Here is a 13667-nt window from a genome sequence, read left to right as displayed (position 1 = left end):
CTACCGCGCCACGGCCATCGACGTTTCGTCGACGCTCTCGTTCGACGCCGACCCGTTCGCGGCCGGATCGTCGCCGGTGCGCCCGGTGGACCCGTTCGCGGTGGCGGCCACGATCACCGGGTCCGGCGCCGTCGGCGCGGAACCCGTCTCGTGCGCGAGGATCAGCTCCGCCACCTTCGGACCGGCCTGTTCCAAACTGAACGACCGACCCATCTGCAACGACATCAGGTCGATGCCGAGCGCTTTGGTGACGCGCGCGCCCAGCTCGACCGCCATCAGTGAGTCCAACCCGAGTTCGGGGACCGGGATCGTCATATCGATCGACTCCACCGGCACCCCCATGACGACGGCCAGTTCCTCGGCCATCTTGCGGGCGATATGCGGTCCACGCTTGGCCTCCTCCATGGCCGCCAGTTCCGCGCGCAGCCGCGCCAGTTCCGAGGTGTCCTTGGCGGAGGCCTTGGCCAGTGCGATCGTGCGGCCGGTCCGGGTGAGCTGTGGGAAGGTGCCGGTCAGCTTGGCCCAGTCGGTGGGGATGATCGCCGCGCGCGATACCCCGAGTCGCAGTGTCTGCTCCATGTACGCGGTGGCGTCGGCCATGTCGATCGGCCCGAATCCCACCAGGTCGAGGTACTTTTCGGCGGTCTCGTCGGCGGCCATACCGCCGGTGGCGCCGGACAGATGGCCCCAGCCGATGCACAGCGCCCGTTCACCGGCCCGCGACCAGGTCTCGGCCAGTGCCTCGACCGCGACATTGGCGGCGCAATAGTTGTACTGGCCGTAGATGCCGTACATCGAGCCGCCCGAGGAGCACAGCACGAACATGTCCAGTGCGATATCGGCCTCGGCGACGGCCCGGTGCACCACCTGCGCGCCGTGCACCTTCGGCCGGTAGACCCGGTCCAGTTGCTCGGGTTCCATCTTGCTGATCCGGTTGTCGGCCACGGCACCGGCGGCGTGGAACACTCCGCGCAGCGGATGGCGTTCGGTGTGGGCCCGTGCCACCACTTCGGCGATCGCGGCCGCGTCGGCGACGTCGGCGCGCTCCTCGACCACCTCGAGGCCGAGCGTGCGCCAGGCCGAGAGTTGCTGCCGCGCTTCCTCGGTGGCCGGACCACTGCGCCCGAGCAGGACCAGTCGGCGTGCGCCGCGCAGAGCCAGCCAGCGCCCGATGGCCAAACCGAACCCGCCGAAACCGCCGGTGATCAGATAGGTCGCGGTACCGCTGATCTCGACCTCGGGCAGGTACGGCCGGACCGATGGCTGCGGTGCGTCCATTCGCAGGGCGATGCGGGCCGGGCGTGATGAGCGCAGGGTTTCCTCGAAAGCCTTGCTCACCTCGTCGGTGTCGAACAGCTGGTACGGCAGCGGCGTATAGGTGCCGTCGGTGACCTTCTCGAACACTCGCTCCAGCAGTCGGGCCAGTCGCCGCGGACTCACCGCCACCAGGCGGTCGAGGTCCATCGAGTAGTAGGCGAGGTTCTTGTCGAAATTGGCCAGTTCCAGCAGGCCGCCGGTGTAGATATCGGCTTTGCCGACCTCCACGATGCGCCCGAATTCGGCAGCGGCATTGAAATTCTGCCGCAGGATTTCGCCCGGCGCGCTGCTGATGATCACGTCGGCGCCCGCGCCGCCGGTCAGTTCGAGCACATCGTCGACGAAATTGAGCGAGCGTGAGTTCACCGCGTAGTCGGCGCCGAGGGCGAGCACATGGGCCCGACGCTCGTCGGTGCTCGCCGTGCCGATGATGCGGGCGCCGCGTGCCTTGGCCACCTGGATGGCGGCGGTGCCGACGCCACCGGCCGCGCCGTGGATCAGGACCGTCTCCCCCGGTTCCAGGCGGGCCAGATCCAGCAGGGCGTATTCGGCGGTGCCGAAGGCGATGGTGCTGGTGCAGTGGCCGGGATCGGTACCGGCGGGCAGGGCGACCACCAGTTGCCGGTCGACGACGGCGAAGCGCCGCATCATCCCCTTGGCCGCCACCGCGACCAGATCGCCGACCGCGACGTCCTCGACTCCGGGACCGACCCCGACCACGGTTCCGACCCCTTCCATACCGGGCACGGTGCCGAAATAGGTGGGCGCCAGTTCACGTTCACCGAGCAGCCCGATGATCTTGAGCGGGTCCTTGTAGTTCAGCCCGATGACCTGCATCCGCACCTCGAGCTGACCGGCGCCCGGCGCCGGGCGCGGGCATTCGCGCCAGGCCAGCGCCGACAGCAGCCGGGTCCGTGGCATATCGAGTTCGAAGTTCACCTCGGGATCGGTGAGCGGTCGCACCGCGTCCAGCTCCTCGAGGCGATCGGGCAGGGGTTTGGTCACCACCGGCGCCCAGCGTTTGCCGTCCCGCAGCAGCACCTCATCGCAGTTGTCGTGCGAAAAAGCGCCCGGCACGGCCAGTTCCGCGAGCAGATCGGTCGTCGCGGTGCCCGGTTCGATATCGACCAGACGCCACCGCAACGGTGTCTGCTCATTGAGCAGCACCCGCCGCGCACCGGCCAGGGCGGCCTGACGCGGGTCCGGTGCGACCGGGCTGCCGGGCAGGGTGAAGGCGCGCTCGGTCACCAGGGTGGCGTGCACGACGCCGTCCCCGAACACCGATTGCGGGGAATCGCCTTCGGCGGGCGGGTTGGCGAATTCGTCCACCGCGACGGCGATGCGCTTCAACGTCCACAGGGCGGCCACATCGTCGTCGATCGCACCGGCGACCACGCAGACGTGCAGCCGGTCGGTCCCCTCCGCTGTCGCCGCACGCAGATTCGCCACCAGATCGGATTCCAGGTTCTGGCCTCGGTCGGCGACATACAACCGTGAGCCCGTGCATGCGGCCGCGAGTTCGCCCGCCCTGGCGCCCTCCCCCACCTGCACGATCACGGTGGTCACCGAACCGGCGTCGGCGAAGGCCGCCGGGTCGATCGGGTCGCGTTCTTCCATGGTGTCGCTGTAGTAGAAGTCGGCCATCCGGTGCAGCGGATAGTCGCCGGGTTTCAGCGCGCCGATCTGCACACCGGTCAACCGCGCGACCAGCATGTGATCGCCGTCGAGCAGATCCACATCGGCCCGCAGCCTGGCCTGCGGGTCACGGCGCGCGACCACGGTGATGGTTGCGGGGAGTTCGGCGAGCAGCCGGACCGCGGCCACACCGACCGGAACCAGTACACCTTCATCGATGCGTTCATCGGCGAACAGCAGGGCCGCGCACTGCATCGCGGCGTCCACCACCGCCGGATGCGCCAGATGCCCGGAACCTGCGGCGATGGCGCCGTCGACGGTGGCGACCACGGCGTCCTTGCCGACCCGCACCGAGGTCACCCGCTGGAACGACGGGCCGTACTGCAATCCCGCGGCGGCGAGACCGGAATAGAACATCGCGGGATCGACGTCGATACCGACATCGATCGTGGGGACCCGCACCACCGTCGGCTCATGACTGCCTGTCAAGGTCCGCCCCGACGCGTGCACCGTCCACGCGGTGCCGGTCGCACTGCGCGATCTGATCAGGAATCGGCCACTGGCCTCCTCGACGCTCACCGCGACCAGCGGTACATCCGGTGCGCCCATGATCAGCGGTGCGACGAACCGAACACCTTCCAACGCCACCTGTTTGCTCCCGATCCGCGATGCGGTGGCGCTGAGCGCGGCATCGAGATAGGCAGCGCCCGGCATGATCTTGATCCCATTGACCACATGATCGGCCAGCCACGGCAACAACTCGGTGCCGACCTGCAACAACCACTCCGGGCGGCCCTCCACATCCGGATCACCGAGCATCGCATAGGAATTCGGCGTGCCGAGCCGCGCCTGTTCGAACAGCGGCAGCGCCGAATGCAGCCGGGTGCGCTGCCAGGGATAGCGCGGCAGCGGCAGATGCGGGGTGGGTGGGCTGTCGGGCGGGAACAGCCGATCGCGGTCGAGCACACCGGCGGCGTGCAGACCGATGAGGGTGCGGCGCATGCTCACCGAATCGGATTGTTCGCGATCGAGGGTCGCCACCGTCGTCCCGTTGACATCGGCGCCGAGCAGCACCTCGCGGATATTGCCCGACAGCACCGGATGCGGGCCGACCTCGAGAAAGACACGACTGCCCGCGGCCGTCAACGCGCCGATGGCAGCGGCGAACCGCACCGGCTGCCGCACATTCGACCACCAGTATTCGGCGTTCCAGTCCCCCTCGGTGACCGGTGCGCCGGTGACCGTCGAGTACAGCGGCACCGTCGGCGGCCGCGGCGTCAGCTCGGCGAGCGCTTCGCGCAGCTCGGCTTCGATCGGCCCCATCAGCCTGCTGTGATAGGGCACCTCGACCCGCAGGCGGCGCGCGAAGATACCGTCCTCGGTGAGCTTTTCGGCCAGTTCGTCCAGCCTGTGCACCGCACCGGACAGGGTGAGCGAGGTGGGGCTGTTGACCGCGGCGATATCGATGCGCGGATCGTCGCCGATGAGTTCGATCGCCTGTTGTTCGGTGAGGCCGACGGCGAGCATGCCGCCGGTGCCCGCGGTGCTCGCCTGCAACCGGGCCCGGTGATAGACCACCCGCACCGCATCCGACAGCGACAGCATCCCGCTCACATATGCCGCCGACACCTCGCCAACACTGTGGCCGACGATCGCGGCGGGCGTGATGCCGTACTCGGCCAGCTCACGCACCAGACCCACCTGGACGAGGAAGTTGGCGGGCTGGGCCACCTCGGTGCGGGTGACGCGCGAATCGTCTTGCGGTTTGCGCAGTTCCTCGATGATCGACCACCCGGAGATCGCGCGGAACTCCGCGTCGATCTCGGCCGCCGCCGCGGCGAAGGCGCCACCCGCCGCCAGTAGGCCGCGCCCCATCTGCCAGTGCTGCGGGCCCATACCGGAGAACACGAACACCGGTTCCGCGCTGCGGGAGACGATGGTCTTCGACGCGTCACGCCCCTCGCCCGCCGCGTAATCGCGCAGATCCCGCACCAGGTCATCGGTGGACTCACCGAGCAGTACACCGGTGCGGTACGGGTGGTGCGCCATCCGCGTCCACGCCGCTTCGGCGAGATGATCGGGGTCGGCGCCCGCGGTGATCAGATCGGCGAACCGGCCCGCAAGTGCCCGAGCGGCGGCGGTGCCGCGTGCGGAGATGGGCAGGATGCCCAGGTGGGTGCGGCTCGGCCGCGGCGCGGGCGAATCAGGTCGGAACTCGTGCAGGATGGCGTGGGCGTTGGTGCCGCCGTAGCCGAAACCATTGACCGCCACCGACATCGGCGGCGCGTCCGCGGGCAGCGGTTGTGCCTCGGTCTGCACGTGCAGACCGAGTTCGTCGAAAGGGATGTCCGGGTTCTGCTGGTCCAGCCAGCCCTGCGGCGGCAGCGTACGGTGCTGGATGGCAAGGGCCGCCTTGATGACGCTGGCCACGCCCGCTGCGGCCTCGGTGTGGCCGATCGTCGCCTTCACCGAACCGACGCCGACACTGCCCGTCCGACCGGTCGGCGCGCCGAACACCTGGCCGAGCGCCCGCAGCTCGACCGGATCGCCCACGAGGGTTCCGGTGCCGTGCGCTTCGAGATAGGTGATCGATTCCGGCGCCAGTCCCGAACGCGCGCACACCGCACGCGCCAGCGCCTCCTGCGAATCGACATTCGGCACGGTGATGGCGGTGGTGCGCCCGTCCTGATTGGACCCGGTCGCCTTGACCACCGCGTAGATACGGTCACCGTCACGCACCGCGTCGTCGAGCTTCTTCAACGCCACCATCCCGGCGCCTTCGCCGCGTCCGTAACCATCGGCGGCGGCATCGAAGGATTTGCAGCGGCCGTCGGTGGCGAGGAAGCCGCCCTTGCACATCAGGACGAAGGTCTCCGGTTGCAACATCACGTTCACGCCACCGGCCAGCGCCACCTCACAGTCACCGTTGTCGAGGGCCTGGCAGGCCAGATGGAGCGCCACCAGCGACGACGAGCACGCCGTATCCACGGTGATCGCGGGCCCGACCAGGTTCAGCGCGTAGGCGATCCGGTTCGACAGCATGGTGTAGGACGCACTCGCCGGGGTGTGCATATCGGTGTGGAACAGCGCGGGCCCCACCACCCCGATCACCGACTGGTCCACCACGAACCCGCCGACGTACACACCCACCGACTCCCCTGCCGCGCGACCCGCGAGCCCCGCGTCGTCGAGCGCTTCCCAGGTGACCTCGAGCATCAGCCGCTGCTGCGGATCGAGCACGGTGGCCTCACGCGGTGAGATACCGAAGAAGTCGGGATCGAACTCCCAGGGATCAGTGGTCATGAACGCGCCGCGCTTGGTGTAGGCGCGCCCCGGTGTGCGTGGTTCGGGGTCGTAGTAGCGGCGGTAGTCCCACCGATCCGCGGGCACGTCGACGACGCCGTCGCGCTTCTCGATCACGAAATCCCAGAATGTTTCCGGTGAGTCGATTCCACCCGCGAACCGACAACCGATACCGACAATGGCAATATCAGACACACATTCCTCCGGTGTCTCGGTAATGGCGATCGCCGATACCGTCTCGGCGATCACACACGTCTCATGCGGCCCTACGCAGTCGACCGATGAAGCCAAACTAGGACCGAACAAATCGGCGCAGAAAAGAATCGGCAGAGTTTGGCATCTCTCCCGTGGTTCGACCGTCACGACTTGTGACCCCGCCCAGCCGCTGATGGCCCGCACCGCGGTCATCGACGAGGAGATGCGAGGGGAAAGACCTGCTCATCACCGTAATTCAGCGCATCTCGCGCATATGAAGCCTCGGCTGTCAGTGACCGGAACACCCCCGATGCACATGTGTCACAACGGTTCACCTGCGGCCCTTGTGACCGCGCGGAAATGGGCGTGATCGGACGGTGAAACCCGACTGCGAGTTGTATCGTCGCCACGGTCCTCGCTCACGCACCGGAACGTTTCGACCATTCCGCGAAATCGCCGGGTGAATACGTGAGGACATCTTTCATACCGCCTTGTCCGATGATGCCCGACGGAGACGGTGTCGCGTCACAGCAGACCGGGTGCGATCCGCGCGATGAATGGGGAGGCGACAATTGTTCGCCGAGTTGACACACTGGGCCGATATCGTGGTGCGGCGACGTTTCACCGTCCTCGGCGTCATGGTGGCCGCGCTGCTCGCACTCGGCTGGTACGGGCTCGGTCTCGGCGCCCAGCTCGGCTCCGGCGGCTGGGACGATCCGGGCTCGGAATCGGTGCGCGCGGCCCAGTTACGCGATGAGGTGTTCGGCCCCGATCACAGCGCCGACATCATCCTGCTGTTCCACGCACCCGATGGCGCCACCGTCGACGATCCCGGATTCGCCGAGCCGATCGTGGCGTGGTTGAACGAACTGCCACAACGTTTCCCGGAGCAGATCGGCCGCGTCAACGGCGCCTACTGGCCCACCGACACCGGACTGGCGATGCCAGAGGTGTTCGGTTCCGACGACCGGCGCCATGCCTTCGCCTCCCTCGCCGTCAACGGTGCCGACGACACCGCGCAGATGCGCAATTTCCGCACTGTCGCCGACGTTTTCGACCTACCCGGCGTCGATATGGAAGTGGCCGGCGGTCGACCGGTGGCCGGTGCGTTGAACGACACCATGGCCCATGATCAGCGGCGCGTGGAACTGTTCGCCATCCCCGCCGTGGCGGTGCTGTTGTTCTTCCTCTTCGGTGGTGTGGTCGCCGCCGCGCTGCCGCTGATCGTCGGCGCGCTCACCGTGCTCGGCGCCTGGGGCCTGCTCCGGCTGCTCACCACGGTCACCGAGGTGAATTCGTTCGTCTCACCGGTGGTGTCGATGATCGGGCTCGGTCTGGCCATCGACTACGGCCTGTTCGTGCTGAGCCGGTTCCGGGAAGAACTCGCCGACGACCGCGACGTACCCGATGCCGTGCGGCGCACGGTGTCGACCGCTGGCCGCACCGTCTTGTTCTCCGCCACCATCGTGGTGGTCGCCGCCGGCGCCATTCTGGTGTTCCCGCAGGGCTTTCTGAAATCTTTCGCTTTCGGCGCCATCATCACCGTCTCGCTGGCCGCGCTGACCTCACTCACGGTGCTGCCCGCCCTGCTGGCGCTCCTCGGGCGGCGGGTGGACCGGTTCGGCGTCGACTGGTTCCGCACGGTCGCCGCCCCGAATCAGGAACCGGACAATATCTGGGGCCGCATCGCCGCACGCGTCATGAAAAGGCCACTCGCGGTGGCCATCACGGTATGTCTCGGGTTGCTGCTGCTGATCCTGCCGATGCGTGGTCTGGCCTTCGGTTCCATCAACGAACGATTCCTGCCGCCGGAGCATCCGACCCGGCTCGCGCAGCAGCATTTCGACGAGCTGTTCCCGCTGCGCCGCATCAATCCGATCGACCTCGTCGTCGTCACCTTCGACACCGACGCCGGCGACACGGTCTTGGCCAGAGCCAACCAAGCGCCGGGCCTGGCGGCCCCCTTCCCCGCATTGTTGCGCAGACCCGCCCAACCCAATGTGTTCACCACCCAGACCGTGCTCGATGCCTCCGGCGATGCCGAACAGACCATCGACCATCTGCGTTCGATGCCGCTACCGCCGGGCGCCACTCTGCTGGTCGGTGGTCAGCCCGCCGTCGAGCAGGACAGCGTGGACGCGCTGGTCGACCGGATGCCGTATCTGATCGCGCTGGTCTTCTTCGCCACCTCCGTGCTGATGGCGCTGACCTTCGGTTCGCTGGTGCTGCCGATCCAGGCGGCGGCGATGAACCTGCTCGGGCTCGGCGCCACGCTCGGCATCCTCACCTGGATCTTCATCGACGGTCACGGCGCCGAACTGCTCGGAGTCACGCCACAGCCGATCATGGCGCTGGTGCTGGTGGTGATCGTCTCGGTGATCTACGGCCTGTCCACCGACTACGAGATATTCCTGCTCTCCCGCATCGTCGAGGCACGTGCGGCAGGCGCGTCGACGACCGAGGCGATCCGATCGGGGGTCGCCCACACCGGGCGGATCATCACCGCCGCGGCCTTGATCCTGTTGATCGTGACCGGCGCGTTCGCGCTCTCGGACCTGCTGATGATGCAGTACATCGCGTTCGGCATGGTCGCGGCATTGCTCATCGACGCCACGGTCCTTCGAGTGCTGCTGGTACCCGCGAGCATGCGATTGCTGGGCGAGGCCTGCTGGTGGGCGCCCAGATGGATGCGGCGCAGTCCGCGGACGCCGGTCGACGGTCAGGAAAAAGCCGCGATGTCCGCCGATGACGCGGCGCCCACCGCCGGTGGCGCGCGCTGAACGATTGTCCGCGCCTACCTCATTCGGTGATCGCCGCTTCGAGCAGCGGCCAAGAATTGTGCAGGTCCTGCTCCCAATAGCCCCAGGAGTGGGTGCCACTGGGACGGAGGTCGAAGGTGGCGGGAATGTCCAGTTCCCGCAATCGGTCCCGCAACTGCCGGGTGCACGCATGGGCGATGCCGTCCAGGACGCCGCCGAGGACGAGTTGATCGGCCAATGTCACCGGGTTGCCGTCGATACCGGGGCCGTCGAGGGTGTCCAACGGGCCCGGCCAGCCGTTGCCCGTGGACACATAGATCGCGGTGCCGCGGAGTTCTTCGGCACGCAGATAGGGATCGTTCGCCGACCACAGCGGATCCGTCGGCGGCCCCCACAGATTGTGCGGATCACCCCCGTGCCCGAGCACGATGGCATCGACCAGCGCCTGCCCGTGCGGGTCGCTGGTGCGCACACAGCCGCTGTAGGAGGCGACGGCCCGGAATCGCTGCGGCGCCGCGAGGGCGAGCCGGAACACCGCGGCGGCCGCCATCGACAATCCAGCCACCGCGTCGACACCGGTGCCTCGTAGTGCCGAGTCGATCACCGGCGGCAGCTCCTCGGTGAGGAAGGTCGTCCACCGGTGTCGACCGAGCTGCGGATCGTCGGCGCGCCAATCGGTGTAGAAACTGGCACCGCCACCGACCGGCATCACCACATTGACCTGCTTATCGGCAAAGAAGTCCGCCGCATCCGTTTCGGTGAACCAATTGCTGCCGTCGCTCCAGACCCCGGTGCTCGAACCGCCGTCGACACCATTGAGCAGATACAGCGTCGGCGCTGGCCTCGAAACATCGGCTGCCGGAAGGACTTCGACCGCCACTGTCCGACCCATGGCGGTCGAGTGGACCGACAGGTCGATGATCCGACCCGGCCCCTGTCCGGCGGACACCAGATGCGAGCCGTCGGCCGCCGGTCGCGCAGCAGCCATCGCGCGCACCGGAATCGGTGCGTCGCCGCCGGTACCCGGTGCTGCCGGTGCATGGCCGACGCCGCAGCCGAACACGAGAGCCGAGACCAGTACCGCGATACGTGTCGCGCGGGCCCTACCGGGTTCGGCGGCGCTGACATCCACGCGGGCACCTCCCCAGAGGATCGGATGCAGAATCGTCCGGTCGAGGCTACGACCGGATTCCTCCGGCCAGCGACATATCGATCGAGGTCTGGGGACCTCGCCAGCGCCACCCGCGCTGCGCCTGGTACCTGCCACAACTCCCGAGGCCGGAATCGATCGCTGGGGCGCGAGGCGTTCGCACTACCTGAGCACAAAACTGCCGGACCGAATCCATCTCGCGGCCGCGCATGATCGGAACGCTCGGCCGCGCTGGCCTTCAGTCCGGTAGGCGGGCCATCTCCAGCAGGGTCAAACCGAGGGAGTCGATGCGGGCGAGGATTCCGCGCATGGCGGTGTTGTCGGCAACCGGGCCGTAGAGGGTCGTCGTCGCACGCGCCGACCGAGTGCTCGCCGTCAACTCGGGAAAGGCCGCCAACGCGCGCTCGGACAATTCACCCTCGATGACGAACTGGTATCGCATCGGCGCTGGCATCGGCTCGGTACCTCCGTCCGGTCCGCGGCTGTGGTCGACTCCGGGCATCCTGTGTCCAGCGTGCGGCGGCGGCGGCCCGGCCACATCATCCGATAGGGGTGAATCCCGCTGGTCGGCCCGCTACAGCAGACCCAGCTGCCGCGCCTGCGCGATGGCGTCGGCCCTGGAGGTGGTGCCGAGCTTCTGGTAGATGCCACGCAGGTGGGTTTTGACCGTGTTGATCGATACGCCCATATCCCTGGCGACGTTCTGCGAGGTCCGCCCGGACGGTAGCTGCCGCAGCACGGTCAGCTCGGTCTCGGTGAGATGGGGCGCACCCGCCGAACGCCGCGCGCTCGGATGGGCGCGAATGATCTGCACCAGTGCGTCGCCGTGGCCGAAACGCCCCGCGTTGGCGGCGAGCAGTTCGAGGGCGCCGGGGACGTCGAGGAACGGCCGGATGATCTGATCGGGCGCCGCCGCGGCGAGAGCCTTGTCCAGCGCCTCGTACTCCTTTGCGGGCCGATCGAGCTGATGGCAGGCCGAGGCGCACAGCAGCCACGCGGTCACCGCGGTGCTCGTTTGCAGGGATTGCGCATCCGCGAGCACCGGTTCCAACAGCGATATGGTGCTCGCCGGTTTGTGCTGGGATTCGGCCAGCGCCGCGGCGACCACGGCCATCTCGGGTGTCGACCCGAGCGCGGACCGTCCGTGTTCGATCAACCGGCGCGCGGCATCCTTGGCATGCAGTTTCAGCTGCACCCAGACCACATGCACCAGGATCCGGCCGGTGGCCTCGACCGGATGGGTCTGGTCGAGCAGCTGGTGCGCGGCTCGATCGAGTTCCTCGGCCGCGAGATGCCGATCATCGGCCGAGTCGAAGGCGGCGAGCCCGAATACGAGTCGCTCACGCCAGATCGCGGTGGGTACCAGCGCTTCCCGGTAATTGCGACGGCCGGCGGGTTCGGTGCCGAGAAACGGCGACGGTTCACCGCGTAGATAGGCGGCACCGGCGACCATCACCCTGGCCTGTACCACATCGGGTAGCTCGGCCAGCGAATACTTCTCGGCCAGCGCCACCGCGCGCATCGCCCGTTCGCGCATCGCGACGATCGAACCGGACAGCCCCGCCGACATCGCCAGCCTGACCACGGCCAGGATCTGCAACCGGGGCAGTCCGGCATGTTCGGCCAATGCCAGCGCATGCAGTATGCCGGCCTCACCGTCGCGCACATCGCCACGGCGCGTCCGGTCCGTCGCGGCCTGGAGCACGATGAAACAGTCCAGATCGATGTGTCCGGTAACCGCCTCCATCCGCAGCTGGCTCGGATCCGGCGCCGGCCCGGCGTCATGGTCGGCGATATGCGCGTCCACCGCGACAGCGGAGGCCAGTGGGCGCAACCAGGTGTGCGGAACGATGGCCGATTCGCCGACACCGCGCGCGGTGAGCAGTCCGAGATAGGCACCGGCTTCCACACTGTCGGCCCGCGATACCGCGTCGACGGCGCGCAGCAACCAGAGGAAGGGATCGTCGTCGAAACCGCGCTCATGACCGAGCAGTTGGAACAGCACGGCACCCTCCCCGCCGAACACGACTCGGGGGCCATGGTCACGCAGGAACCGCGCCACCTGCGGTCGGCCCGGTTCGGCGAGCAGATGCGGGAGGGCGTCCAACGGACGGCCCGCCGCCAGCAACGCCCGCGCCGCCCGCGCGTGCAACCCGGCGACCTGCTGCGGATCGCGTCGACGCGATTCGGCCAGCAGGTAGGTGCGGACCATCGGGTGGTAGGAGTACCAGAGGTCACCGTCGCGGGATCTGTGATGGATGGGGAAGTTCATCCGCGCCAGATCTTCCAGGATCCCGGCCGTATCCATCCCACACAGCTCATCGGCCATCTCGGCGGTGAACGCGATCGGTACGGCGGTGCCGATCACGAAATCCAGGGTCTGCGGCGGCAAGAGATCGAAGACCTCACCGACGAGGAAATCGGCGACCGCATGCGGCGTCCGCGCCAGCGCCGAGAGCGCACCGTCGCGGTCGTCGGCATGGCCGGTCAGGTAGATGGCGGCGATGCGGACCAGCGCGGCCCAGCCACCGGTCAGCCGCTCGACGGTTTCGATCTCGACATCGGTGAGACCGATCTCGTGCTGGGCACACAATTGCGCGATCTGCCGATCACCGAAGACGAGGTCGGCGGCGCCGAGGCGCACCAGCCGTCCGGTGAGCGCTACCGGATGCCAGCGCAGCGGCGGATCGAAGCGACCGACGACCACCAGGGTCGACATGGGTGGCGCATGCGCGACCAGATACTCCATTCCGGCCAGATTCAGCGGGTCGGTGAGCAGATGGGCGTCATCGATCACCAGCACCACCGGAGCGGACCGGGTGCCGAGTTCCTCGACCAGCGCGGCGGCATGGGCGGTCGGTGTACCGATCGCGCCGGTGGCCAGCGGCGCCGCCGGCAGGTCCAGCGACGTTCTGACCGCCGCCCACAACGCTTCCGGATCGTCCATCTGCTCGGTCACCGTCACCCAGCCGACCTCGAGCGTGGCGTCGCGGCGCAGCCGATCCTCGAGCCAGGCCACCACGAGCGCGGTCTTACCGGAACCCGCGGGCGCGCATACCAGCGTGACCTTGCTGTCGTCGCAGGCCCGGTCCAACGCGTCGATGGCGGGCGTGAGCCGGATCGGCGGGAACGGCAGCGTGGGCACCCCTCGGCCCGCGCGACCGCCCACGGCAACGGCCCGGCTATTCACCGCACCGGGCGATATGGACTGCGAAGCGGACACCGCGCCTCCTGGAGCTGCACCGTCGACGAATCGTTGCCATGACGCCATTGCCTTGCAGATCAAGTGAAACGTACCTGTTCGTTTG

The 13667-nt window shown here is 68.1% G+C and carries 5 protein-coding genes; 1 reads left to right on the top strand and 4 read right to left on the bottom strand.

Annotated features, from left to right (window positions below; all coding sequences use genetic code 11):
* Positions 1 to 6450, bottom strand: a complete 6450-nt coding sequence (locus QH168_RS03475) for a type I polyketide synthase (RefSeq protein ID WP_280232917.1) — start codon at positions 6448 to 6450, stop codon at positions 1 to 3.
* Positions 6451 to 7022: 572 nt separating this feature from the next.
* Here QH168_RS03475 and QH168_RS03470 point away from each other — a divergent pair.
* Positions 7023 to 9230, top strand: coding sequence for an MMPL family transporter (locus tag QH168_RS03470; RefSeq protein WP_280232916.1), 2208 nt, complete (start codon positions 7023 to 7025; stop codon positions 9228 to 9230).
* A gap of 19 nt (positions 9231 to 9249) precedes the next feature.
* On the opposite strand, the gene QH168_RS03465 is transcribed toward QH168_RS03470, so the two are convergent.
* The 3 genes from QH168_RS03465 to QH168_RS03455 all read right to left on the bottom strand — a co-directional run bounded on the left by QH168_RS03465 (position 9250) and on the right by QH168_RS03455 (position 13582).
* Positions 9250 to 10341 (bottom strand): alpha/beta hydrolase, encoded by a 1092-nt coding sequence (locus tag QH168_RS03465; protein ID WP_348537568.1) that lies wholly within the window; start codon positions 10339 to 10341, stop codon positions 9250 to 9252.
* A gap of 256 nt (positions 10342 to 10597) precedes the next feature.
* A complete protein-coding gene (locus tag QH168_RS03460) occupies positions 10598 to 10813 on the bottom strand; it encodes a hypothetical protein (RefSeq protein ID WP_280232915.1) in 216 nt (71 codons plus the stop codon).
* A 120-nt stretch (positions 10814 to 10933) separates the two neighbouring features.
* A complete protein-coding gene (locus tag QH168_RS03455; RefSeq protein WP_280232914.1) occupies positions 10934 to 13582 on the bottom strand; it encodes a LuxR C-terminal-related transcriptional regulator in 2649 nt (882 codons plus the stop codon).
* Positions 13583 to 13667: the final 85 nt, after the last annotated feature.

It is taken from the genome of Nocardia cyriacigeorgica (assembly GCF_029868385.1).
GTDB classification, from domain to species: domain Bacteria; phylum Actinomycetota; class Actinomycetes; order Mycobacteriales; family Mycobacteriaceae; genus Nocardia; species Nocardia cyriacigeorgica_F.
This window is presented reverse-complemented; position numbering and strand designations above follow the sequence as displayed.